General features: G+C 72.3%; 19 protein-coding genes. 11 read left to right on the top strand and 8 right to left on the bottom strand.

The features are described 5' to 3' along the window. The first annotated feature begins 36 nt into the window (after positions 1-36). From BCL76_RS17850 to BCL76_RS17825, 5 genes are all read left to right on the top strand, one after another. Positions 37-816, top strand: coding sequence for an MHYT domain-containing protein (locus tag BCL76_RS17850; protein WP_109780694.1), 780 nt, complete (start codon positions 37-39; stop codon positions 814-816). A 583-nt stretch (positions 817-1,399) separates the two neighbouring features. Next, positions 1,400-4,054 carry a sensor histidine kinase gene (locus tag BCL76_RS17840; protein ID WP_109780482.1) on the top strand — a complete coding sequence of 885 codons (2,655 nt, stop codon included), beginning with the start codon at positions 1,400-1,402 and terminating at the stop codon, positions 4,052-4,054. After that, on the top strand, positions 4,054-4,497 hold the full coding sequence (locus BCL76_RS17835) for a roadblock/LC7 domain-containing protein (protein WP_109780481.1): 444 nt from the start codon (positions 4,054-4,056) through the stop codon (positions 4,495-4,497). Before BCL76_RS17840 ends, BCL76_RS17835 begins: the two co-directional genes overlap by 1 nt. Before the next feature lie 17 nt (positions 4,498-4,514). Continuing rightward, entirely contained in the window at positions 4,515-4,895 is a 381-nt protein-coding gene (locus BCL76_RS17830) for a DUF742 domain-containing protein (RefSeq protein ID WP_109780480.1), read from the top strand. Further along, complete coding sequence (locus BCL76_RS17825) at positions 4,892-5,554, top strand: GTP-binding protein (RefSeq protein ID WP_375137936.1); 663 nt, start codon at positions 4,892-4,894, stop codon at positions 5,552-5,554. Before BCL76_RS17830 ends, BCL76_RS17825 begins: the two co-directional genes overlap by 4 nt. Positions 5,555-5,579: 25 nt before the next feature. Here BCL76_RS17825 and BCL76_RS17820 read toward each other — a convergent pair whose 3' ends face one another. After that, positions 5,580-6,017 (bottom strand): PPOX class F420-dependent oxidoreductase, encoded by a 438-nt coding sequence (locus BCL76_RS17820; RefSeq protein WP_109780479.1) that lies wholly within the window; start codon positions 6,015-6,017, stop codon positions 5,580-5,582. A 106-nt stretch (positions 6,018-6,123) separates the two neighbouring features. Between BCL76_RS17820 and BCL76_RS17815 the strand changes: the two genes are divergently transcribed. Then, positions 6,124-6,522 carry a roadblock/LC7 domain-containing protein gene (locus BCL76_RS17815; RefSeq protein ID WP_030009154.1) on the top strand — a complete coding sequence of 133 codons (399 nt, stop codon included), beginning with the start codon at positions 6,124-6,126 and terminating at the stop codon, positions 6,520-6,522. A gap of 166 nt (positions 6,523-6,688) precedes the next feature. Then, positions 6,689-7,492, top strand: a complete 804-nt coding sequence (locus BCL76_RS17810; RefSeq protein ID WP_146228397.1) for a DUF6397 family protein — start codon at positions 6,689-6,691, stop codon at positions 7,490-7,492. Here BCL76_RS17810 and BCL76_RS17805 read toward each other — a convergent pair. The 3 genes from BCL76_RS17805 to BCL76_RS17795 form a co-directional block, all read right to left on the bottom strand. Further along, positions 7,456-7,857: a YchJ family protein gene (locus BCL76_RS17805; protein WP_109780477.1), complete on the bottom strand. Its 402-nt coding sequence runs from the start codon at positions 7,855-7,857 to the stop codon at positions 7,456-7,458. The genes BCL76_RS17810 and BCL76_RS17805 overlap by 37 nt on opposite strands. 80 nt (positions 7,858-7,937) lie before the next feature. Then, positions 7,938-8,816, bottom strand: a complete 879-nt coding sequence (locus BCL76_RS17800; protein WP_109780476.1) for an acyl-CoA thioesterase — start codon at positions 8,814-8,816, stop codon at positions 7,938-7,940. An 88-nt stretch (positions 8,817-8,904) separates the two neighbouring features. Then, complete coding sequence (locus tag BCL76_RS17795; protein WP_109780693.1) at positions 8,905-11,427, bottom strand: DEAD/DEAH box helicase; 2,523 nt, start codon at positions 11,425-11,427, stop codon at positions 8,905-8,907. Between the two features lie 144 nt (positions 11,428-11,571). Here BCL76_RS17795 and BCL76_RS17790 point away from each other — a divergent pair, with 144 nt between their 5' ends. Next, on the top strand, positions 11,572-12,363 hold the full coding sequence (locus tag BCL76_RS17790; RefSeq protein ID WP_030732753.1) for a metal-dependent hydrolase: 792 nt from the start codon (positions 11,572-11,574) through the stop codon (positions 12,361-12,363). Positions 12,364-12,425: 62 nt separating this feature from the next. Here the strand turns inward: BCL76_RS17790 and BCL76_RS17785 are convergent, their stop codons facing one another. The 4 genes from BCL76_RS17785 to BCL76_RS17770 all read right to left on the bottom strand — a co-directional run bounded on the left by BCL76_RS17785 (position 12,426) and on the right by BCL76_RS17770 (position 19,688). Further along, on the bottom strand, positions 12,426-14,207 hold the full coding sequence (locus tag BCL76_RS17785) for an ABC transporter ATP-binding protein (protein ID WP_109780475.1): 1,782 nt from the start codon (positions 14,205-14,207) through the stop codon (positions 12,426-12,428). Then, a complete protein-coding gene (locus BCL76_RS17780; protein ID WP_109780474.1) occupies positions 14,204-16,099 on the bottom strand; it encodes an ABC transporter ATP-binding protein in 1,896 nt (631 codons plus the stop codon). The genes BCL76_RS17785 and BCL76_RS17780 overlap by 4 nt, the downstream gene beginning before the upstream one ends. Before the next feature lie 159 nt (positions 16,100-16,258). Next, a complete protein-coding gene (locus BCL76_RS17775) occupies positions 16,259-19,195 on the bottom strand; it encodes an FAD-binding and (Fe-S)-binding domain-containing protein (protein WP_109780473.1) in 2,937 nt (978 codons plus the stop codon). Positions 19,196-19,235: 40 nt separating this feature from the next. Next, positions 19,236-19,688 carry a MarR family winged helix-turn-helix transcriptional regulator gene (locus tag BCL76_RS17770; protein WP_109780472.1) on the bottom strand — a complete coding sequence of 151 codons (453 nt, stop codon included), beginning with the start codon at positions 19,686-19,688 and terminating at the stop codon, positions 19,236-19,238. A gap of 140 nt (positions 19,689-19,828) precedes the next feature. Here BCL76_RS17770 and BCL76_RS17765 point away from each other — a divergent pair, with 140 nt between their 5' ends. The 3 genes from BCL76_RS17765 to BCL76_RS17755 all read left to right on the top strand — a co-directional run bounded on the left by BCL76_RS17765 (position 19,829) and on the right by BCL76_RS17755 (position 23,599). Further along, complete coding sequence (locus BCL76_RS17765; RefSeq protein ID WP_109780471.1) at positions 19,829-21,691, top strand: ABC transporter ATP-binding protein; 1,863 nt, start codon at positions 19,829-19,831, stop codon at positions 21,689-21,691. A 63-nt stretch (positions 21,692-21,754) separates the two neighbouring features. Next, complete coding sequence (mltG, locus tag BCL76_RS17760) at positions 21,755-22,618, top strand: endolytic transglycosylase MltG (protein WP_109780470.1); 864 nt, start codon at positions 21,755-21,757, stop codon at positions 22,616-22,618. 72 nt (positions 22,619-22,690) lie between these two features. Continuing rightward, complete coding sequence (locus BCL76_RS17755) at positions 22,691-23,599, top strand: hypothetical protein (protein ID WP_109780469.1); 909 nt, start codon at positions 22,691-22,693, stop codon at positions 23,597-23,599. Positions 23,600-24,179 lie beyond the last annotated feature (580 nt).

The raw sequence follows: 24,179 nt of genomic DNA, 5'->3' as shown, positions 1-24,179 counted from the left end.
CCTCACCCGGACTAGCGTCCCGTGGCCATGGGACACCTGGGACATCTGGACCACGCCGCCTATGGGTGGCTGACACCCGTGCTGTCATACGTGATGGCATCGATCGGCGCCGCCCTCGGGCTGCGCTGCACCGTCCGCGCGCTCGCCACCACCGGGGCCTCTCGCCGCAATTGGCTCCTCACGGCGGCCTCCGCCATCGGCACCGGCATCTGGACCATGCACTTCGTCGCGATGCTCGGCTTCGAGGTCACGGGCACCGAGATCCGCTACAACGTGCCGCTCACGATCCTCAGCCTGCTCGTTGCCATGCTGGTCGTCGGCGCCGGAGTCTTCGCCGTCGGCTACGGCAAGGAACGCGGCAGGTCCCTCGTACTGGGCGGCCTCACCACCGGACTCGGTGTCGCCAGCATGCACTACATGGGCATGGCGGCCCTGCGACTGCACGGAGAGGTCTCCTACGATCCGCTCACGGTCGGACTCTCGGTCGCCATCGCCGTGATCGCCGCGACCGCAGCCCTGTGGGCCGCGCTCAACATCAAGTCACCGCTGGCGGTCGCCGTCGCCTCGCTCGTCATGGGCGCCGCCGTCAGCAGCATGCACTACACGGGGATGATGGCCGTCGCCGTCAGCGTCAGCCCTTCGGACGCGGTCCTGCCCGGTGCCACGGCGATGCAGTTCATCTTCCCGCTCGCCGTCGGGCTGGGGTCCTACCTGTTCATCACCGCCGCCTTCGTCGCGCTCTCCCCGACGGTCGACGGGCGCGCCGGCTCCGCTTCGAACGGGCAGGTGGGGGAACGCACGATGACGGCCCACTGACCCTCCCACCGACGCCCGCCGCCCGCCCGACGGCCGGCCGCCCACCCACCGACTGCCGACCGCCGACCGACGGCCGACGGCCGACCCGACTGCCCACCCACCCGACTGCCCACCCACCGAAGGCCGCCCCGACCGACCGCGGCCCACCCGTGCGACCGCCGCCCACCCACCCACCGACCGCCCACCCACCGACGACCGACCAGACCGACCACCCACCGACGACCGACCGCACACCGGCGGCCCACCGGCCACGCGGCGCGCACGGGCCGGCCCGTCGACCACGCCGATCCCGCGGCACCGCACCACCGCGCACCGGCCGTCACACCCCCCCCCCGCAGCCCCGCCCCGCAGCTCCGTCCCGCAGCCCCGCCCCCCCCCGCCGGGCCCCCCCCCCCCCCCCCCCCCCCCCCCCCCCCCCCCCCTCCCCCCCCCCCCCCCCCCCCCCCCCCCCCCCCCCCCCCCCCCCCCCCCCCCCCCCCCCCCCCCCCCCCCCCCCCCCCCCCCCCGCCCCCCCGCTCTGCAGTCCCCCCCCCGCCCCCCCCGCCCCACCGCACCCGTAGGCACCGCCCGGAACGAGGAGCCCATGCGAACACCCCGCAGAAAACCGGAAGCAGCGGCGCCGAGGCCGCCCGCGCCCCCGGCACGCGGCCGCCGGGCCCACGCCGGGCCGCCCGCCGAGGAACCGGCCGAGCTCCAGGCCCACCGGCCCTACCCGCCCGCCGCGCGCCCGAGTGGACCCCGGCCGCGATTGCGGCTGCGTCCCGCCACCGTCCGCGCGAAGATCGTCTCGCTGCTGATGGTCCCGGTCGTCTCGCTCCTCGCCCTCTGGGCCTTCGCCACCGTCAACACCGCCCAGGACATGGCCCGGCTCAGCCGCGTCCACCAGGTCGACACCGAGATACGCACGCCCGTCGCCGCCGCCGTCACCGAGCTCCAGGCCGAACGCCGCGCCGCCGTCCGGCTCCTCGCCGACCCCGCCGCCGACCAGGGCGCCCTGGACCAGCAGGCCCGCCGGACGGACGCCGCCGTGCAGCGGCTGCGCCTCGGCGACCAGCACACCGTCGCGGACTCGGGCGACTACCGCTCCGACATCGTGGTCCGGATGGAGGCGTTCGTCGCCGCCGCCGAAAGCCTGGCGGCCTCGCGCAAGGACATCGCCGACCGCCGCGCCACCCCCGAGGCGGCCTACACCATCTACACCCGTGTGGTCGACTCCGCCTTCGCCGTCGGGGGCGCCCTGACCGGCGGGAAGAAGGCCGAACTCGGCCCCGACGCCCGGGTCCTGCTCGAATTCTCCCGCGCCGCGGAACTGCTGTCCCGGGAGGACGCACTGCTCGCCGCCCCCGGCCCGCGTACCGCCGAAACGCTTCGGCAGCTGACCGGCGCCGTGGAGGCCCGCCGCGCGCTCACCGACTCCGCCGCCCGCGACCTCCCCGCCGACCAGCAGGCCGTCTGGGAGTCCGCCGCCAAGAGCGCGGCCTACGCCGACCTCACCGGCGCCGAGGACCGGGCGCTGGCCGCCGGCGCCGCCAAGGAGAGCCGCGGGGTGCCCGCCGGCTGGGAGGCCGCCCACAACGTCATCGCCTCCTCGATGCGGGAGGTCGAGGCGGGGGCGCAGGTCGCAGCCGCCGACCGGGCCGACCCGTTCACCGAAGGGGCGCTCACCCCGGCCGGGGCCGCCGTGCTGCTGGGCCTGGTGGCCGTCGCCGCCTCGCTCGTCATCTCGGTCCGGATCGGCCGGGGCCTGGTCGTCGAACTCGTGTCGCTGCGCAACACCGCCCTGGAGATCGCCCACCGCAAACTCCCGCAGGCGATGGAACGGCTGCGCGCCGGCCAGGAGATCGACGTCGCCGCCGAGACACCGCCCGGGCCACCGGCCGAGGACGAGATCACCCAGGTCGGCGAGGCGCTCGGCACCGTTCACCGGGCCGCGCTCAGCGCCGCCGTCGAACGGGCGGAACTCGCCAGCGGGATCTCCGGCGTCTTCGTCAACCTCGCCCGCCGCAGCCAGGTCCTCGTCCACAAGCAGCTCAGCCTGCTGGACTCGATGGAGCGGCGTACCGACGACCCGAACGAACTCGGTGACCTCTTCCGCCTCGACCACCTGACCACCCGGATGCGCCGGCACGCGGAGAGCTTGATCATCCTGTCGGGTGCCACCCCGGGCCGCGCCTGGCGGATGCCGGTCCCGCTCACGAACGTCGTGCGCGCCGCCGTCTCCGAGATCGAGGACTACCCACGGATCGAGGTCCGGCAGCTCGCGGAGGCCGCCGTGGTCGGGGGCGCGGTCGCCGACCTCACCCACCTGCTCGCGGAACTCATCGAGAACGCCGCCCAGTTCTCCCCGCCGCACACCAAGGTCAGGGTCAGCGGCGAGCCCGTCGGCGCCGGCTACGTCCTGGAGGTCGAGGACCGCGGCCTCGGCATGGGCTCCGAAACCCTCGGCGACGCCAACCGTCGCATCGAGCAGTCCGAGTCGCTCGACCTCTTCGACAGCGACCGGCTCGGGCTCTTCGTGGTCAGTCGGCTCTCGGCGCGCCACGGAGTGAAGGTGCACCTGCGCACCTCGCCCTACGGCGGTACCACCGCGGTGGTGCTCCTGCCCAACTCCATGCTCCAGAGCGCGATCACGGCCGGAGTCCCCGCCGGAGCCCCTGCAGGCGCTTCCGCCGCTTCCACCGCTTCCGCCCACGGCTCGGCCACGATCTCCGCCGAGGCCCCGGAATCCGACCCGGCGGTGCGACCGGAGCCGCCGGCTGCCGCTCCGGCCCGTACCCCGTCCCGGTCCTCATCCCCGAAGGCGGTCCTGCGGGCCGAAGAGCCACCCGCCATGACCGTCGTACGGGAGGACGCCCACCCCCAGCCGCAGGCCCACCCCCACCCCCACCCCCAGTCTCAGGCCCCGGCGCCGCATCCCGTAGGCGAGGAGCCCCGCCCGGCACCGGTGGCTTCGCTCCGGCCGCGTACCCCCGGTGGCGCGGGCGCCCGTACCCAGACGGCCGCCGCGGCGCCCCCGGCCTCGGTGACGGAACTGCCGCGCCGGGTGCGCCAGGCCAGCCTCGTGCCGCAGCTTCGGGAGGCCCCCGCCCCCAAGGCCCCAGGCGCGGCCCGTCCTCCCGAGGAGCCGCCGGGCCGCAGCCCGGAGCAGGCCCGGGATCGGATGGCGGCCTACCGGGCCGGCTGGGTCCGCGGCGCCCAGGAGAACTCCCCTCACGCAGGCAGCGAAGGAGAAGTGTGATGATCGAACATCAAAGGATCGACCTCGACGGCGGCCGCAGGTCCGGCGACCTGGACTGGCTGCTCGACGACCTGGTGCTCCGGGTCCGCGAGGTCCGGCACGCCGTGGTCCTCTCCAACGACGGCCTGGCGGTCGGCGCCTCCAGCGCGCTCAGCCGGGAGGACGCCGAGCACCTGGCCGCGGTGGCCTCCGGCTTCCACAGCCTGGCCAAGGGCGCGGGCCGGCACTTCCACGCCGGGGGCGTGCGCCAGACGATGGTCGAGATGGACGAGGGCTTCCTCTTCGTCGCGGCCGCCGGTGACGGTTCCTGCCTGGCCGTGCTCAGCACCGCGGGCGCCGACATCGGCCTGATCGCCTACGAGATGGCCCGCCTGGTGAAGCGGGTCGGCGAGCACCTCTACACCCCGCCCCGGTTCGCGGCGCACCCGCCGGCCGCAGGCTGAGGGCGGCGGTCCGGCACATGAACGGCCAGTGGTACGACTCCGACGCGGGCCCGCTCGTCCGCCCGTACGCCATGACCGGCGGGCGCACGAAGCCGGGACCCCACGGGGTGCGCTTCGATCTGATCGCGCTGGTCGTGGTCGATCCGGAGGGTACGGACGAGGCGGCCGAGTCCCTGATGGGCCCCGAGCACCGGGCACTGCTCGGACTCTGCCGGTCCGAGACCCAGTCGGTGGCCGAACTCGCCGCCGACGCCGACCTTCCGGTGGGGGTGGTGCGGGTGCTGCTCGGGGACCTGCTGGAGGGCGGGCACGTCAAGGTCAGTCGGCCCGTACCGCCCGCGCAACTACCGGACGAGCGGATTCTGCGTGAAGTCATCGAGGGATTGAGAGCGCTTTGATGGGACAGCATGACGACCGATCTGCCGGACCGGCCCCGGGGGTGGATCCCGGTCCCGGGGAGGATCCCGAACTGGCCGCGCTCGCGCTGAAGATCCTGGTCGCGGGTGGCTTCGGGGTGGGCAAGACCACGCTGGTGGGCGCGGTCAGCGAGATCCGGCCGCTGCGGACGGAGGAAGCGCTGAGCGAGGCGGGTGAACTGGTCGACGACACGGGCGGCGTGGCCCAGAAGACGACCACGACCGTGGCCATGGACTTCGGGCGGATCACCATCCGATCCGGACTGTCCCTGTACCTGTTCGGCACGCCGGGGCAGGACCGGTTCTGGTTCCTGTGGGACGAGCTGTCGCAGGGCGCGCTGGGCGCGGTGGTCCTTGCCGACACGCGGCGGCTGGAGGACTGCTTCCCGGCGGTGGACTACTTCGAACACCGGCGGATCCCGTTCGTGGTGGCCGTCAACTGCTTCACGGACGCCCGGCGGTTCGGGGCGCACGACGTGTCGCGGGCGCTGGACCTGGAACAGGGGACTCCGGTGGTGCTGTGTGATGCGCGGGACCGGGACTCGGGGAAGGAAGTGCTGATCAGGCTGGTCGAGTACGCCGGGCGGGTGCACACCGCCCGGCTGCTGGACTCGGTGGAGCCGCAGGCCGATTCCGTGTGAACCGGCCGGTCGGCGGGGGTGGATGTCAGTCGGCGATGTCGGCGAGGGCGATCACCTTGTCGATGGGCACCCTGACGAGGAGTTCGGTCGGGACGGCGTTGCGGCGGCCGAAGGCCTCGCCCTGCTCCTCGCCCATGTAACGGGCGCCGATCCGGGTGGCCCAGGCGAGCAGTTCGTCGGGGCCGTCGCTGTGTTCGCTGATCTCGGCGCGGCCTTCCAGGACGACGAAGGAGAAAGGCGGCCGGTCGTCGTCCACGCAGAGCGCGACCCGGCCGTCGCGGGCCAGGTTGCGCCCCTTGACGGTGTCCTTTCCGGTGTTGAAGACGAAGGAATCGCCGTCGAGTACGAACCAAATGGGAGCGATGTGCGGACTTCCGTCGGCGCGCACGGTGGTGAGCTCTCCGGTGCGGGTGGAGTGCGAGACGAATGCCCGCCATTCCTCTTGAGTCATCTTCTTCGTCATGGGGACATCCTCCTTGCCCGAAAGGCGCTGGTGGGGAAGGCTTGCGGCACGACTATGCGGGGTGGGGCGCGGCCAAGTGGCCGACGTCAACGGGGAGGGGCTGGGAATGGCACTGGACAAGCAACTGGACTGGCTGTTGGACGACCTGACGCGCAGGGTCCAGCAGGTGCGGCACGCGGTGGTGTTGTCCAACGACGGCCTGGTCACGGGGGCGAGCGCGGGCCTGGCACGGGAGGACGCGGAGCACCTGGCGGCCGTCGCGGCCGGCCTGCAGAGCCTTGCCAAGGGGTCCGGCCGCCACTTCCGGGCCGGCGAGGTACGGCAGACGATGATCGAGTACGACGAGGGAGCACTCTTCGTCATGGCGGCGGGCGCGGGCAGCAGCCTGTGCGTGCTCAGCGCCGCCGAATCGGACATCGGCCAGGTCGCGTACGAGATGACGCTGCTGGTCAACCGGGTGGGCGAGCACCTGGGCGTCGCGGAACGGCGCATCACCGGCGGCTGAACCGAGCCGAGCCGAGCTGAACCGAGCTGAGCAGACTCGTGCCGAGATCGAGCCGGGTTCGAGCCGCTCGGGGAGTTGTCCACAGGCCTCGCGGGGTGTCATTGCGTTGAGTTACGTTCTTCACACAGAGTAATCACTGCTCGTGGGGGAGGACGTAATGACGCAGATGGGGACCACACTTCGGGAGGATGTGGCCGACGGCGCCACGGACGTGATGCTGGGTGGCGCGCAGGCCGCCGGTGAACTGGGGCTGAGCCGAGCCGAGTTCGCCAGGGCGGTCCAGCTGGGGATCGTACGGGCCGGACCGCGTACCCTCGGCGGCGCCGCGCGTTACGCACGGGCCGAGCTGGACCGGGTCGGATCGGCGGCGGAACCGCCGGGCGCGCTGCGGGAGCAGGTCGAGACCGTGGCCGGGGCGGAGGCCGCGGCCGAGGTGGTGGGGGTCGGCCCGAGCCGGTTCACCCGGCTCGCACGCTGCGGGCACGTGACCCCGGTCGGCTATCGGATCAACCGGTACCGGGCCGTGGTGTGGCTGTATCTGACCAAGGAGCTACGAAGCTTCGCCGCGCGCGAGCCCGCACTGCTGCGCGGCATCGCGCCGTCGGCGGACCGGGAGCTGATGGCGGCCAAGACGGATCTGCGCCCGCGCTCGTGGCGCGGGCGGCACGTCGGGCTGCTGCTGAGACGAACAGCCGACCCGTGGGAGCGCGCCGCCGTGCTGGCTTCCGTACTCCCCGAGGTCGAGCTGCTGGAGGCCGTGCCCGACCCGGCGGAGCGGATCGTCCTGGCAGCCCTCGGCCCGCCCCCGCCGTACGGGCACCCACAGGTACCGGCGGCTGCCGCGGTGGCGTCGGGACTGCTCAAGGCCGGTCCGCCGGACGAGATCCACTGGTACCGCACCAGCCTGGACTTCGCCCTCGCGGGGGCGCGCGATCAGTCGAAGTCGACGGGGGAGAGGGGGCCGACGTAGACCCAGGCCCCGGCCTCGCGGGAGAAACTGCTGTGCTCGTGCAGCGAGCCCGTGTGCCGACCCTCGCGGTAGTGGGCACGGAACTCCACCGAGCCCTCCGTCTCGAACATCCCGCCGCGTTCGGTGGCGAGGATCTCCAGCCGCTCCCAACGCTGTTCGGGATCCAGGTCGAGGCGGTCCGGGCGGGTGTCCGGGTGCCAGGAGCGCAGCAGGTAGGCGGTGTCGCCCACCGCGAAGGCGCTGAACCGGGAGCGCATCAGCCGCTCGGCGGTGGGCGCCGAGCGGGCACCGGAGTGGAAGGGTCCGCAGCACTCCTGGTAGGTGGCGGACAGCCCGCAAGGGCAGGGGACGGCAGGGGTGGGCATCGGTGTGCTCAGTTCTCCGGGGCGGGCTCGGACGACGGGGCGGGCTCGGACGACGGGGTGGGCCGGGTCGGACGGGCCGGCTAGGACGGCTTGGCGGGGTACGGGCGGAAGAGGCCCTCCTGGACCACGGACACCAGCAGCCTTCCCTCCACGTCGTAGATGCGGCCCCGGGCCAGACCACGGCCGCCGTGCGCGATGGGCGACTCCTGGTCGTACAGGAACCACTCGTCCGCACGGAAGGGCCGATGGAACCACATGGCGTGGTCCAGCGAGGCCATGTCGAAACCGCGCATGCCCCACAGGGGTTCCACCGGGATGCGCACGGCGTCGAGGAGGGTCATGTCACTTGCGTAGGTGAGGGCGCAGGTGTGGATGAGGGGGTCGTCGCCCAGCGGGCCGACCGCGCGCATCCATACCGCGCTGCGGGGATCGGACCCCTTGAGCTCCTCCGGAGTCCAGCGGAGCCGGTTGACGTACCGGATGTCGAAGGGCTGGCGGCGGGCCATCCGCTCCAGCGCCTCCGGCAGCGCCCCGAGGTGCTCGCGGATCTCGTCCGCGAGCTTGGGGAGCGTGTCCGGATGAGGAACGTGGTGAGGAGGCAGCTGGTGCTCGATGCCGCCCTCCTCCGCTTGATGGAAGGAGGCGGTGAGATTGAAGATCGTCTTGCCCTGCTGGACCGCGGTGACCCGGCGCGTGGTGAAGGACCGCCCGTCGCGCACCCGCTCCACCTGGTACACGATCGGCACCCCGGGGATGCCGGGGCGCAGGAAGTACGCGTGCAGCGAGTGGACCGGGCGGTCGCTCTCGACGGTGCGCCCCGCGGCCACCAGCGCCTGGCCGGCCACCTGCCCGCCGAAGACGCGCTGGAGGGACTCCTGCGGGCTGGCGCCGCGGAAGATGTTGACCTCGATCTGCTCCAGATCGAGCAGATCGACCAGTCTCTCGGCGGGGTTCGTCATCAGAGGATCTCCACGGTCGGGTCCGGCGGGTCCGGCAGGTCCGGTGAGGCGGGCGGGGCGGGCGGGTACGGCGGGGTGCGAGGGACGGTCAGAGCGCTCCGAGCTCGCCGACCGAGGTGACCCGGATGACGGCCCGGCCCTCCTCGTCGGAGGCGGCCAGGTCGACCTCGGCGCTGATGCCCCAGCCATGGTCCCCGTTGGGGTCCGCGAAGGTCTGGCGGACGCGCCACAGGCCGTGCGCCGGGTCCTCCTCGATCTGCAGCAGCTTCGGGCCGCGCGCGTCGGGGCCGGTGCCCAGGTCGTCGTACTCGTCCCAGTACCCGTCCAGGGCCTCGCCCCAGGCATCCGCGTCCCAGCCGGACTCGGCGTCCAGCTCGCCCAGCACGTTGACGTGGTCGAGGGCGGCCAGCTCCACCCGACGGAACATGGCGTTGCGGACCAGGACGCGGAAGGCGCGCGAGTTCGCGGTGACCGGCTTGACCTGGTCGGCCTTCTCCTGGGCCTGCTCCGCCGTCTCCACCTCCGGGTTCGCCAGCTGCTCCCATTCGTCCAGCAGGCTGGAGTCGACCTGGCGGACCAGCTCGCCGAGCCAGGCGATCAGGTCCTGGAGGTCCTCGGACTTGAGGTCGTCGGGGATGGTGTGGTCCAGCGCCTTGAACGCGCTCGCCAGGTAGCGCAGCACGATGCCCTCGGTACGGGCCAGCTCGTAGAAGGAGGTGAACTCGGTGAAGGTCATCGCGCGTTCGTACATGTCGCGGATGATCGACTTCGGCGAGACCGGGTGGTCGCGCACCCACGGGTGGCTCTTCGCGTACACGTCGTAGGCGTGCGACAGCAGTTCTTCGAGCGGCTTGGGATAGGTGACGTCCTGGAGCCGCTCCATCCGCTCCTCGTACTCGATCCCGTCGGCCTTCATCTGGCCGACCTGGATACCGCGCTCCTTGTTCTGCTGGGCGGCGAGGATCTGGCGCGGGTCGTCCAGCGTGGACTCCACGACGGAGACCATGTCCAGCGCGTAGGAGGGGGACTCCGGGTCCAGCAGGTCGAAGGAGGCCAGGGCGAAGGTGGACAGCGGCTGGTTGAGCGCGAAGTCCTGCTGGAGGTCGACGGTGAGCCGGATGGTGCGGCCCTCCGCGTCCGGGGTGTCGAGCTTCTCGACCACACCGCCGTCCAGCAGCGAGCGGTAGATCGCGATGGCCCGGCGGATGTGCCGCAGCTGGGCCTTGCGGGGCTCGTGGTTGTCCTCCAGCAGGTGACGCATCGCCTGGAAGGCGTCGCCCGGCCGGGCGATCACCGACAGCAGCATGATGTTGGTGACCTTGAAGCGGGAGGTGAGCGCCTCCGGGTCGGCGGCGATCAGCTTCTCGAAGGTGGTGTCCGACCAGGCGACGAAGCCCTCGGGAGCCTTCTTGCGCACCACCTTGCGGCGCTTCTTCGGGTCGTCGCCGGCCTTGGCGAGCGCCTTCTCGTTCTCGATGACGTGCTCGGGGGCCTGGGCGACCACATAGCCCGCGGTGTCGAAGCCGGCCCGGCCGGCGCGCCCCGCGATCTGGTGGAACTCCCGGGCGCGCAGGGTGCGGACCCGGTTGCCGTCGTACTTGGTCAGGGCGGTGAACAGCACCGTGCGGATCGGGACGTTGACGCCGACGCCGAGGGTGTCCGTACCGCAGATGACCTTCAGCAGGCCGGCCTGGGCGAGCTTCTCGACGAGGCGGCGGTACTTGGGCAGCATGCCCGCGTGGTGCACACCGATGCCGTGTCGGACGTAGCGGGAAAGGTTCTGGCCGAACTTGGTGGTGAACCGGAAGTTGCCGATGAGCTCGGCGATCTTGTCCTTCTCCTCGCGCGTGCACATGTTGATGCTCATGAGCGACTGCGCCCGCTCGACCGCCTGGGCCTGGGTGAAGTGCACGATGTAGACGGGGGCCTGCCGGGTCTCCAGCAGCTCGGTGATCGTGTCGGTGATCGGGGTGGTGACGTACTCGTAGGAGAGCGGGACGGGCCGGGTCGCGGAGCGGACCACCGAGGTGGGCCGGCCGGTGCGCCGGGTCAGGTCCTCCTCGAACCGCTTCATGTCGCCGAGGGTCGCCGACATCAGGATGAACTGCGCCTGCGGCAGCTCCAGCAGCGGGATCTGCCAGGCCCAGCCGCGGTCCGGCTCGGCATAGAAGTGGAACTCGTCCATCACGACCTGGCCGATGTCGGCGTGCTTGCCGTCGCGCAGGGCGATGGAGGCCAGCACCTCGGCGGTGCAGCAGATCACCGGGGCGTCCGCGTTCACGGAGGCGTCGCCCGTCAGCATGCCGACGTTCTCGGTGCCGAAGAGCTTGCACAGGTCGAAGAACTTCTCCGACACCAGCGCCTTGATCGGGGCGGTGTAGAAGGTGACCTTGTCCTGGGCCAGGGCGGTGAAGTGCGCGCCGGCCGCCACCAGGCTCTTGCCGGAGCCGGTGGGGGTGGACAGGACGACGTTCGCCCCGGAGACGACCTCGATCAGCGCCTCCTCCTGAGCCGGGTACAGGGTGATGCCCTGGTCCTCCGCCCACGAGGAGAAAGCCTCGAAGAGGGCGTCGGGGTCGGCGTTCGGCGGGAGCTGATCAATGAGGGTCACACCCCCCATCTTGCCTGGCTTCCCCCCGGATCAGGGAACCGGCGGACGGAACGAAGATCACCGACGGTACGCTGTGCCGTCGATGCGGCCCGAACGAACCAGTCGACCGGGCCCGACCACACACCAGCGGGGCGGGAAACGACCATGATGGGTCCGGCGCACTCATTGTCCGGTGCAGCGGCCTGGCTGGGGGTGGGCGCGGCCACCGCGGCCGCCGGCCACCCCATGCCCTGGCCGGTCCTCGTCGTCGGCGCGCTGATCTGCGCCGGGGCGGCCCTCGCCCCCGACCTCGACCACAAGTCGGCGACGATCTCGCGCGCCTTCGGACCGCTCTCCAAAGGCGTGTGCGAGGTGGTCGACAAGATCTCGTACGCCGTCTACAAGGGCACCCGCTCCAAGAAGGACGCCCGCCGCACCGGCGGCCACCGCACGCTGACGCACACCTGGCTCTGGGCCGTGCTGATCGGCGGCGGGGCCTCCCTGCTCGCCGTCACCGCCGACCGCTGGGGTGTCCTCGCCCTGCTTTTCGTGCACCTGGTGCTGGCGGTCGAAGGCCTGCTGTGGCGGGCCGCCCGGATGTCCAGCGACGTCCTGGTCTGGTTGCTCGGCGCGACCAGCGCCTGGATCCTGGCCGGGGTGCTCGACCAGCCCGGCAACGGTGCGAACTGGCTCTTCACGGGTACGGGCCAGGAGTACCTCTGGCTCGGCCTGCCGATCGTGCTCGGGGCGCTGGTCCACGACATCGGCGACGCGCTCACCGTCTCCGGCTGCCCGGTCCTGTGGCCCCTGCCGATCGCAGGCAAGCGCTGGTACCCGATCGGCCCGCCGAAGGCGATGCGCTTCCGCGCCGGCAGCTGGGTGGAGCTGAAGGTCCTGATGCCGGTCTTCATCCTGCTGGGCGGCTTCGGCGGAGCCTCGGCACTCGGCTTCATCTGAGCAAGAGACCGGGCGGCGGAGGGACCGGTCACCTCCGCCGCCCGGTGCTTTCGTGGCTCGGCTCAGCCGTGCCAGGAACGCCACAGGGCCGCGTACGCCCCGTCGGCGGCGACCAGCTCGTCGTGCGAGCCGAGTTCGCTGATCCGGCCGCCCTCCACCACCGCGATCACATCCGCGTCGTGCGCGGTGTGCAGCCGGTGGGCGATGGCGATGACCGTACGGCCGTCCAGCACCCGGGCCAGCGAGCGCTCCAAGTGCCGTGCCGCGCGCGGGTCCAGCAGCGAGGTGGCCTCGTCCAGCACCAGCGTGTGCGGATCGGCCAGCACCAGCCGGGCCAGCGCGATCTGCTGCGCCTGCGCCGGGGTCAGCGCCGTGCCGCCCGAACCGACCTCGGTGTCCAGGCCCGACTCCATGGCCCGGGCCCAGCCGTCGGCGTCCACCGCGGCCAGCGACGCCCACAGCTCGGTGTCCCCGGCGTCCGTCCGCGCGAGGCGGAGGTTGTCCCGCAGCGTGCCCACGAACACGTGGTGCTCCTGGTTGACCAGGGCCACGTGCTCCCGCACCCGTTCCGCGGGCATCCGTGACAGCCGCGCCCCGCCGAGGGTGACCTCGCCGGTCCGGGGCGCGTAGATGCCCGCGAGCAGCCGTCCCAGGGTGGACTTGCCCGCGCCCGAGGGGCCGACCAGCGCCATCCGCGTGCCCGGCGGCACGGACATCGACACCTGGTGCAGGACGTCCACGCCCTCCCGGTAGCCGAAGCGGACCTCCTGGGCCCGCACGTCCCGGCCCTCGGGCGCCACCTTCGCGTCCCCGGCGTCCGGTTCGATCTCCCGCACGCCCACCAGGCGGCCGAGCGAGACCTGCGCGACCTGCAACTCGTCGTACCAGCGCAGGATCAGACCGATCGGATCGACCAGCATCTGCGCGAGGAGCGCGCCCGTGGTCAGCTGCCCGACCGACATCCAGCCCCGCATCACGCAGAACCCGCCGATCATCAGCACCGAGCCGAGGATCGTCACAAAGGTGACGTTGATGACCGGGAAGAGGACCGTCCGCAGGAACAGCGTGTACCGCTCCCACGCCACCCACTGAGAGATACGCCGTTCCGACAGCGCGATCCGCTCCGGCCCGAGGCGGTGCGCCTCGACCGTGCGGCCCGCGTCCACCGTTTCGGTGAGCACGGCCGAGACCGCCGCGTAACCGGCCGCCTCCGAGCGGTACGCCGACGGCGCCCGCCGGAAGTACCAGCGGCAGCCGATCACCAGCACCGGCAGCGCCACCAGCGCGGCGAGCGCCAGCGGCGGCGCGGTCACCGCGAGCGCCCCGAACAGCAGCCCCGCCCACACCACGCCGATGGTCAGTTGTGGCACGGCCTCGCGCATGGCGTTCGCCAGCCGGTCGATGTCGGTGGTGATCCGCGACAGCAGGTCACCGGTACCGGCCCGCTCCAGCACGCCCGGCGGCAGACCTACCGACCGCACCAGGAAGTCCTCGCGCAGATCGGCCAGCATCTCCTCGCCGAGCATCGCCCCGCGCAATCTGACCAGCCTGACGAAGAACGTCTGGACCGCCAGGGCCAGCGCGAACAGCAGCGCGACGCGCCCCAGATGCAGCTCGCGCGCCCCCACCGAGAGGTCGTCCACGACCTGGCCCAGCAGGTACGGGCCGGCCATGGAGGCGATCACCGCGGCCGCGTTGACGCTCACCAGCACCACGAAGGCCCGCCGGTGGCGTCGGAACAGGCCGCGCACATAGCCCCGTACGGTCGCCGACGTGCCCACGGGCAGGGTCGCGGCCGACTCCGGGGCGGCCGGATCGTACTCCGGCGGCGCCACGCCGATCATGCGGATTCCTCGATCTCTGTGAGTACTTCTTCCAGTTCCGTCAGTTCCGTCGGTTCCGCCCCGCCGAGCCCCCGCTCCTCGTCGGTCTCGCGCGTGACGACCGCCCGGTAGCGCGGCTCGCGCTGCAGCAGCTCGCGGTGCGTACCGACCGCCGCCACCGTGCCCTCGTCGACGAGCACGACCCGGTCCGCGCGGTCCAGCAGCAACGGCGAGGACGCCAGTACCACCGTGGTCCGCCCGGCGCGCAGGGCCGCGATGCCGTCCGCGATCCGCGCCTCGGTGTGCGAGTCGACCGCGGAGGTCGGCTCGTCGAGCACCAGCACCTCCGGATCCGTGACCAGGGACCGGGCCAGCGCGAGACGCTGACGCTGGCCGCCCGACAGGGACCGGCCGCGCTCGGTGATCCGGGCGTCCATCGGGTCCTCGACCCCGTCGGGCGCCGACTGCAGCAGCGCGTCCAGGACGTCCGCGCACTGGGCCGCGCCCAGCGCCGCGGCGGAATCGACAGCACCGGAGGCCGGAACGTCGAACAGCTCCCGCAGCGTCCCGGACAGCAGCACCGGATCCTTGTCCTGTACGAGGACCAGGGTGCGCGCGGTGTCCAGGTCCAGCTCGTCCAGCGCGACCCCGCCGAGGAGCACGGACGGCGCACCGGCCGTGGCCTCCTGCGTGGCATCCGTCCCCGCGTCCGAAGCCGCGGCCTCGTCCATCGGGTGGCCGCCCAGGCGTTCGGCGAGCCGTCCCGCCAGGTCCGGGTCCCCGCACACGACGGCGGTGAACCGCCCCGCGGGGGCCAACAGTCCGGTCCGCGGGTCGTACAGGTCCCCGCCGGGGGCCGGTGCCCTCACCGGCTCGGTGCGGGCGAGGTGCTCGACGGCGGCGGTGGCGGCGGCGTCCGTCCGGTTCAGCGACAGCACCCGGGCGGCGCGCTTGGCGGAGGGACGGGAGAAGGAGTACGCCATGGCGATCTCCTGGAAATGCCGCAGCGGGTAGAGCAGGGTCGCCACCGCGCTGAACGCGGCGACGAGTTCGCCCACCGCGATGTGCCCGTCCGAGACGAGCGTGGCGCCGTACCAGACCACCGTGATCATCAGGGCGCCCGGGAGCACCACCTGGATCGCGGAGATCAGTGCCCACATCCGCGCGCTGCGCACGGCGGCCGCGCGGACCTCCTGCGAGGCCTCGCGATAGCGGCCGAGGAAGAGTTCCTCACCGCCGATGCCGCGCAGCACGCGCAGGCCCGCGACGGTGTCGGAGGCCAGCTCCGTGGCCTTGCCCGCCTTCTCCCGCTGGACGTCGGCGCGTCGGGTGGCGCGCGGCAGCAGGGGCAGCGGCGACAGGGCGATCAGCGGGACGCCGATGGCGACGACCACACCGAGCTCGGGGGCGAAGAACAACAGGCCCACGCAGACGAGGACGACGGAGAAGAGGGCCGCGAGGAAGCGCGAGACCGCCTCGACGAACCATCCGATCTTCTCCACGTCGCCCGTGGACACGGCGACCACCTCACCCGCGGCGACCCGCCGGGTGAGCGCGGAGCCCAGTTCGGCCGTCTTGCGCGCGAGGAGTTGCTGCACCCGGGCCGCGGCGGTGATCCAGTTGGTGACGGCGGTGCGGTGGAGCATCGAGTCGCCGACCGAGATGGCGACGCCGATGGCCAGGAGCAGCGCGCCGACGAGCAGCAGGCGGTTCGGCTCGCGGTCGACCACCGCGTTGACACCGAGGCCCACGGCGTACGGCAGGGCGGCGACACCGGTGAAGTGCAGCATGCCCCAGCACAGGCTCTTGAGCTGTCCACCGAGTTGACCGCGCCCCAGCCACAGCAGGAACCGGGGGCCGGAACGAGCGTCGGGTACCCCTGGATCCGGATACGGAAGATCGCTGATCTGCATGACGCCCCATGACTGGTCGAGTGGTCCAAACCGTGCAAGGTTCGCCTTCCGGACCGGTGCCGGGCAATCGATTTTCCGCGGGACGCCCGCCGCGGCCAGCGGGTTTACGGCGGCGGGGGCGGCGTGGCGCCTGGTCACGGGGGTCGCGCGCCCCGGCGCTCAGGGGCGGGTGGCGCGCTCCAGTTCGAGCAGCGCCGAGTGGTAACTCCGTCCCGTCGCCCCTTCCATGCCCACCTCGCACATCCGGTTCGCCGACAGATGGACGTCGAAGGCCCGCGCGGTGACCTCGGCCGCCTCGCGCGCCGTCGCCGAAGCCGTCAGCTCCGGATGCAGCATGCCCCGATCGCCCGCGAAGGCGCAGCAGCCCGCGTCGTCGGGGACCACCACCTCCTCGGCGCACGCCTCGGCCACCGCCCGCAGCCGGTCCTCGTCACCCAGGTGCCGCATCGAACAGGTGGGGTGGAGCACGGCGGAGCCCACCGTGCGACGGATCTCCAGACGCGGCAGCAACTCCTCGGCGGCCCACACGATCGAGTCGAGGACGCGCAGCTCCGCGTGCAGGGTCCGGTTCTGCGGAGTCAGGTACGGAACCACCTCGCGCGCGATGCCCAGCGTGCAGGAGGAGGCGTCGACGACCAGCGGCAGCAGCCCGCCGGCGGTCCAGCCCCAGGCCGCCTCGACGATCCGGTTGGCCATCACCCGGGTGCCGGCCTCGTATCCCTTGGAGTGCCAGATCGTGGCGCAGCAGGTGCCGCCGACGTCGCCGGGGATCCAGACGGGTCGGCCGGCCCGCTGCGACACGGCCACCACGGCCTGGGGCAGCGAGGGGCCGGGCGGGCCCTCCGGGCCGCCGAAGATCCGGTTGACGCAGGCCGGGTAGTACACGGCCGCCGCGCCCACCCGCCGGGTCGCGGGCAGGTGCCGCGCCGCGGCGCCCGGGAGCTCCGCGAGCCACCGCGGGACCAGGTCCGGACGTACGGCCTTGCGCGCGGCCCCGGTGACCGCCGCCAGCAGCGGGTCCCCGACCCGGGGCGGGATGCGGTCGGCGGCCGCCACCACCAGCCGTGCCGCGGACTCGGCGACCCCGAACCGCCGCGCGGCCAGCGCGGCGGCGGCCTCCTCGCGCGGGCCGTGCTGGCGGTGGCGGAAGTCCTTCATCAGCGCCCCGGTGTCGATGCCGACCGGGCAGGCGAGCTTGCAGGTGGAGTCGCCCGCGCAGGTGTCCACCGCGTCGTAACCGTAGGCGGCGAGCAGTTCGTCCAGCACGGGGGAGCCGGGCTGCTGGCGCATCATCTCGCGGCGCAGCACGATCCGCTGGCGCGGCGTGGTCGTCAGGTCCTGGCTGGGGCAGACCGGTTCGCAGAAGCCGCACTCGATGCACGGGTCGGCCACGGCCTCCACCTGCGGAATGGTCTTCAGACCGCGCAGATGGGCGCGCGGGTCGCGGTCGAGGAGGACGCGCGGCGCGAGCACTCCGTCCGGGTCGACCAGCCGCTTCGTGCGCCACATCAGGGCGGCGGCCGCGGGACCCCATTCCAGCTCCAGGAAGGGGGCCATGTTGCGGCCCGTGGAGTGCTCCGCCTTCAGGGAGCCGTCGAACCGCTCCACGGTGAGCCGGCAGAAGGCGTCCATGAAGGCCCCGTACCGCTCGACGTCGGCGGGGTCGGCGGCGTCGAAGGCGAGCATGAAGTGCAGGTTGCCGTGGGCCGCGTGACCTGCGACGGCCGCGTCGAAGCCGTGCTCCGCCTGGAGCGCGAGGAGTGCCTCGCAGGCCTCGGCCAGCCGGGCCGGAGGCACCGCGAAATCCTCGGTGATCAAGGTGGTGCCCCGGGCGCGGGCGCCGCCGACGGCGGTCACGAAGGCCTTGCGGGCCCGCCAGTAGCCGCCCACGGTCTTCGGGTCGCCGGTGAAGGCGTTGGTGATCGAGGCCACCGGGGCGACCAGGTCGAGGTCGCCGAGGACCCGGGCGGCCCGGTCCGCGCAGGCGTCCCGGCCGGCTCGGTCCGGCGCGCGGAACTCCACGAGCAGGGCCGTGGTGTCGCGGGGCAGGTCCGCCCAGTCGGCGGGCACCCCCGCGACGCTGACGGAGGCGCGCAGGGTGTTGCCGTCCATCAGCTCGACGGCGACGGCTCCCGCTTCGTTGAAGAGGGGCACCGCCGCGGCCGCGGCGGGCAGCGAGGGGAAGAAGAGCAGGGCCGAGCAGACCTCGCGGTCCAGCGGGAGGGTGTCGAGGACGACCTCGGAGATGAAGCCGAGGGTGCCCTCCGAGCCGACCATGAGCCCGCGCAGGATCTCGACGGGCGTGGTGCCGTCCAGGTAGGCGTCGAGGCGGTAACCGGTGGTGTTCTTGATCTCGTACTTGGCGCGGATCCGGGCGACCAGAGCCGGATCGGCCTCGATCTCCCGCTTGATCTCCATCAACCCGTGGCACAGGGCCGGTTCGGCGCGTGCCAGTTCCTCGTCGGCCAGGGGGTCGGCGGTGTCCACGACGGTGCCGCCGGGCAGGACGAAGGTGAGGGAGGAGAGGGTGCGGTAGGAGTTGCGGGTGGTGCCCGCCGTCATGCCGGAGGCGTTGTTGGCGACGACCCCGCCCAGGGTGCAGGCGGCGGCGCTGGCCGGGTCGGGGCCGAGGATCCGGCCGTGCCGGGCGAGGGCCGCGTTCGCCCGGGCCACGGTGGTGCCGGGCCGGATCCGGGCCCGCCTCCCCTCCTCCAGCACCTCGATCCCGACCCAGTGGCGGCGTACGTCGACCAGGATGTCCTCGCCCTGGGCCTGGCCGTTGAGCGAGGTCCCGGCGGCCCGGAAGACGACCTCGCGCCGGCGGCCGTGGGCGTAGGAGAGCACCGCGGAGACGTCGTCGATGTCCTCGGCGACCACCACCACCTGGGGGACGAAGCGGTAGGGGGAGGCGTCGGAGGCGTAGCGGACCAGGTCGGAGACCTTCCACAGCACCTTCTCGGGGCCGAGCAGCGCGGTCAGCTCGGTGCGCAGCGGCTCGGGCGTGCCGCCGGACCGGTGCCCGGGGAACCGGTCGGGGGCGGGGCCGCCGATGCCGCGGGGGCGCAGGGCCCCCGGCTTCGGTTCCAGCAGCGGCATCTGCGACCCCTCGCGTCGTCGAGGCCCTCGGGTGGCCTACTCAGCAGGTGCGCTCCGCCGGGGCGTCCGACAGGGCGTTCAGCAGACCGCCGAGCACTTCGCGCTGGTCGGCGGTCAACGGAGCCAGGATCTCCTCCGCCGCGTCGGTTCGCGCGTTGCGCAGCCGGCGCAGCGTGGCGCGGCCGGTGTCGGTGAGCTCGATCCGGATGACCCGGCGGTTCGCGGGGTCGGGGGCGCGCCGTACGCACTCGGCCGCCTCCAGGCCGTCCACGAGGGTGGTCACCGCGCGCGGGACGACTTCCAGACGGGCGGCGAGATCCGCCATACGGGGTGCCTGCTCGCCCTCGTAGTGCGAGACGAGGCGCAGCAAACGACTCTGGGCGGGAGTGATCCCGAGCGGCACCATGTGGCGCTTCTGGATCCGGTGCAGCCTGCGCGTCAGGCGCAGGAGCTGTTCGGCGAGGAGGCGATCGCTGTCGGAGGCGGAGCTCATGCGGGAACAATATCAGGATGCCGTTCATTGTGAGTATAGGTAACAATGACCTATGCTCCAATGGTCCCGACCTCACCGAAGGGGACCTTCGCGTAGACCCGACCGCCGACCACCGACTTCCGACCCCCGAGAGGGTGCCCATGCCACACGACGAACCGAAGTGGATCCCATCGAAAGACCCCATCGACCCCGCCCGTCCCGCCCCGGCGGAGCAGCCGCGTGAGCTGCGCCGCATCGTGGGGCTGTTCCGGCCCTACCGCGGTCGGCTCGCCGTCGTCGGCCTGCTGGTCGGCGCCTCCTCGCTGGTCGGCGTCGCCTCGCCGTTCATGCTCCGCGAGATACTCGACGTCGCGATCCCGCAGGGACGCACGGGGTTGCTCAGCCTGCTCGCGCTCGGCATGATCCTGACCGCCGTCGTCACCAGCGTCTTCGGCGTGCTCCAGACCTTCATCTCCACCACCGTCGGCCAGCGCGTCATGCACGACCTGCGCACCGCCGTCTACGCGCAGCTCCAGCGGATGCCGTTGGCCTTCTTCACGCGGACCCGCACCGGAGAGGTGCAGTCCCGCATCGCGAACGACATCGGTGGCATGCAGGCCACCGTCACCTCCACCGCGACCTCGCTCGTCTCGAACCTGACGGCCGTCATCGCCACGGTGGTCGCCATGCTCGCGCTCGACTGGCGGCTCACCCTGGTCTCGCTGCTCCTGCTGCCCGTCTTCGTGTGGATCAGCCGGCGGGTCGGACACGAGCGCAAGCGGATCACGACGAAGCGGCAGAAGCAGATGGCCGCCATGGCCGCGACGGTCACCGAGTCGCTCTCGGTGAGCGGCATCCTGCTCGGCCGCACCATGGGCCGCTCCGAGTCCCTCACCGCGGCCTTCTCGGTCGAGTCCGAGAAGCTCGTCGACCTGGAGGTGCGCTCCAGCATGGCCGGGCGGTGGCGGATGTCCACGATCGGCATCGTGATGGCCGCGATGCCCGCGCTCATCTACTGGGCGGCCGGCATAGCCCTGCAGACGGGCGCCCCCTCGCTGTCCGTCGGCACCCTCGTCGCCTTCGTGACGCTCCAGCAGGGCCTGTTCCGGCCCGCCGTGAGCCTGCTGTCGACCGGTGTGCAGATACAGACCTCCCTGGCGCTGTTCGCCCGCATCTTCGAGTACCTCGACCTGCCGGTGGACATCACCGAGCGTGCGGACGCGGTGCGCCTCGACCGGGCCAAGGGCGAGGTCACCCTGGAGGACGTGCACTTCGCGTACGACGCCAAGAACGGTCCGACCCTCTCGGGGATCGACATCACCGTCCCGGCCGGCGGCTCCCTCGCCGTCGTCGGCCCGACCGGCTCCGGCAAGAGCACGCTCAGCTACCTGGTGCCACGGCTCTACGACGTCACCGGCGGACGGGTCGCCCTCGACGGGGTGGACGTGCGCGACCTCGACTTCGACTCGCTGGCCCGCTCGATCGGCGTGGTCTCCCAGGAGACCTACCTCTTCCACGCCTCGGTCGCCGACAACCTGCGCTTCGCCAAGCCGGACGCCACCGACGAGGAGATCACCGAAGCCGCCCGCGCGGCCCAGATCCACGACCACATCGCCTCCCTGCCCGACGGGTACGACACCCTGGTCGGTGAGCGCGGGTACCGCTTCTCCGGAGGCGAGAAACAGCGCCTGGCCATCGCCCGCACCATCCTGCGGGATCCGCCGGTACTGATCCTCGACGAGGCCACGAGCGCCCTGGACACCCGCACCGAGCATGCCGTCCAGCGGGCCATCGACAACCTCTCCGCGGGGCGTACCACCATCACCATCGCCCACCGCCTCTCCACCGTCCGCGACGCCGACCAGATCGTGGTCCTGGACGCCGGGCGCATCGCCGAACGCGGCACGCACGAGGAGCTGCTGGGGGTCGACGGTCGGTACGCGGCCCTGGTCCGCCGGGACCAGGACGCCGAGCCGGCGCCCGAGCCGCCGGAGGGCGTCCAGCTGGCTCCGGTAAACGTATGACCGTATGACCGGCGCGCAGGTCGGGTGCCGGAAATGTGACGAATCGCGGGTTAGCGTTCCCGTATGCGTCATGAGTACCGGCCGCCGCAGCGCCGTTCCCGGCTGACCCGCCGGGGCCGGCTGGCGCTCTTCCTCGGCACGCTGCTCGCCCTCGGTGCGGCGGTCCTGATACCGATACTGCGCGGTGGCGACGTGCCGGAGACACCACGTCGGCTGCTGATCCCCGAGGGCTGGCGGGCCCCGCAGGTGTACGCCGCGATCGACCGCGAGCTGAAGCTCCCGCCGGGATCCACGAAGAAGGCGGTGCCCACCGCCGGGCTGGCACTGCCCGCGGAGGCCAAGGGCAACCCGGAGGGCTTCCTCTTCCCGGCGACGTACCCCGTGACCTCGAAATCCACCCCGGCCACCCTCCTCACGCTCATGGTGCGGACGGCGAACCAGAAGCTCGCCACCCGGGCCGTCGCCGACGGCGGCAAGGCCCACGGGATGACCCCGTACCAGACGGCCACCCTCGCGAGCATCATCGAGGCGGAGGCCGAAGGCCGCGCCGACATGGGCAAGGTCGCACGGGTGGTGCACAACCGGCTGGCGAAGTCGATGCCGCTCCAGATGGACTCCACCATCAACTACGCCCTGAACCGCAGCACCCTGCACACCAAGCTGAGCGACACCCGGATCGACAGCCCCTTCAACACCTACGAACGCCAGGGGCTGCCCCCCACGCCGATCGACAACCCCGGGCTGGGAGCGATGGCGGCCGCGGTCGCCCCGACGCCCGGCGACTGGTTGTTCTTCGTCACCGTCAAGGCGGGCGACACCCGTTTCTCGGCGACCTACGAGGAACACAAGAAGCACGTCGCGGAGTTCAACCGGATCCACGCGAGCGCGGGCTCCCGCACCGGTCAGGCCGGGCCCACCGGGAAATGAGGGGCGCCGGCCGCGGCGGCGGCCCTACGATCGGCGGCCTGCCGGAAGCGTCGACCGAGGGGGCCGAGAGCCGTGAAGTGGCCAGGGAGAGCGAAGCCGCAGCGAGGCGGGCCGGGTGCCGGCGCCGGGCGACCCGTACGCGCCGAGCCGACGGAGCGGGCCGAGCAGGCGGCGCAGGCCGAAGCGGCGGCGCAGGCCGAAACGGCCCGGCGGCACCTGATCGAAGAACGCTGGGGAAGGCAGACCGCGGCCTGGGCGGACTGGCTGGCCCGTTCCCCGGCCGGTGTGGACCTGCACCTGTGGTGGCAGAGGCAGAACGACCTCGTTCCGCTCATCGGCGAGGAGCCCTACCGCGACCGACTCGCCGAGCTGCTCTCCCGGGCGGCCCCGCGCGATCTCGCGGCCATGGGACTCGGCTGTTCCCGGCGGGTCGACCGGGCCTGCCGCACCCCCGAGGTCTGCGGGCAGGATCCCGAGCCGCGTCCGGACGTCCGCCCCTTCGGCCGCAGCGGCCCGGTCCCGGGGGCGTGCAGCTCCTTCATCGACTGCTACACCTCGCACGAGATCCGGGTCCGGTTCAGCGGCGACGACCGCCACAGCGCAGTGATGCTGCTCCGCGGCGGCCCCGGCGAGGCGCGGCTGTGGGTGGACGGCGTGCCCGTCCTGGAGGGGGAGTGGCTGGACAACGGCGGTCACTGGCTGGACGAGCGGTTCTTCGTCATCCGGATCGGCGGCCCGGACGACCATCCGGAGCAGGGGTACACCTCGATCGGCCAATGGCTCTACGACATCGTGTCCCTCCTGGTCTACGACGCCGAGCTGCGGATCCCCCACGTCCTGATCCCCGGACCCACCGAGAACTGGCGGGATCCGGTGGCGGATGTACGGGACGGGACGGTCCGCGTCTACGCGGACGAGGCGGCCCAGGCCGCCGCCACCCCGGACCGGGAGTTCCCCGTCGGGGCTCCCCCGACAGGCTGAGGGCGGAGTGCTGACATCACCTCGGCCGGTCATCCGTTCACCTGACGAGAACGGGTGGCGCCGGGATCATTCAGTGAGGGATCCTCAGGAAATACTCAAGTCTGTTGATCGTCCTGTACGGATCGCTAGTGTTCATTTCGATCCACCCGACACGACTCTCCGTCGACGGGGGACCGTTGCGGCCGGAGAGTCGCATGCCGTCTTCCGATCGTGAAAGGTTGCGGAATGAATGGTCTCACTGCTCTGGCGGCGGCCGCTTTCGGCTCCACCGTGTATCTCGTAACTTTATCCACGGTGAAATGGCTGAACGCGTCGGCCCCCCGCGTCAAGGTTGCGGGCCTGGTCGTGACCGGCATGATTCTGTGCGGGCTCATAGGGGTCGTCGCGTCCGCGAGCCAGAGCGTGGCGATCGGGTTTGTCGTGGGTGCCGGCCTGACACCGCCCGTACATCGATGGATTCTGCGGCGACGCTTGTCCGTACGGGGAGGGGGCTCTCTTTCTCCGCGATAGCGGTTGTCGTCATCGAGGACGAGAATCTCCGGTGCCTTCCGTCCCGACAGTCGATGAGGGCTTCGGCCTC

The sequence above is a fragment of the Streptomyces sp. CG 926 genome, from assembly GCF_003148825.1.
Lineage (GTDB): Bacteria > Actinomycetota > Actinomycetes > Streptomycetales > Streptomycetaceae > Streptomyces.
Note: the sequence above shows the minus strand (reverse complement) of the source record. Positions and strands in the feature narration are given on the sequence as shown.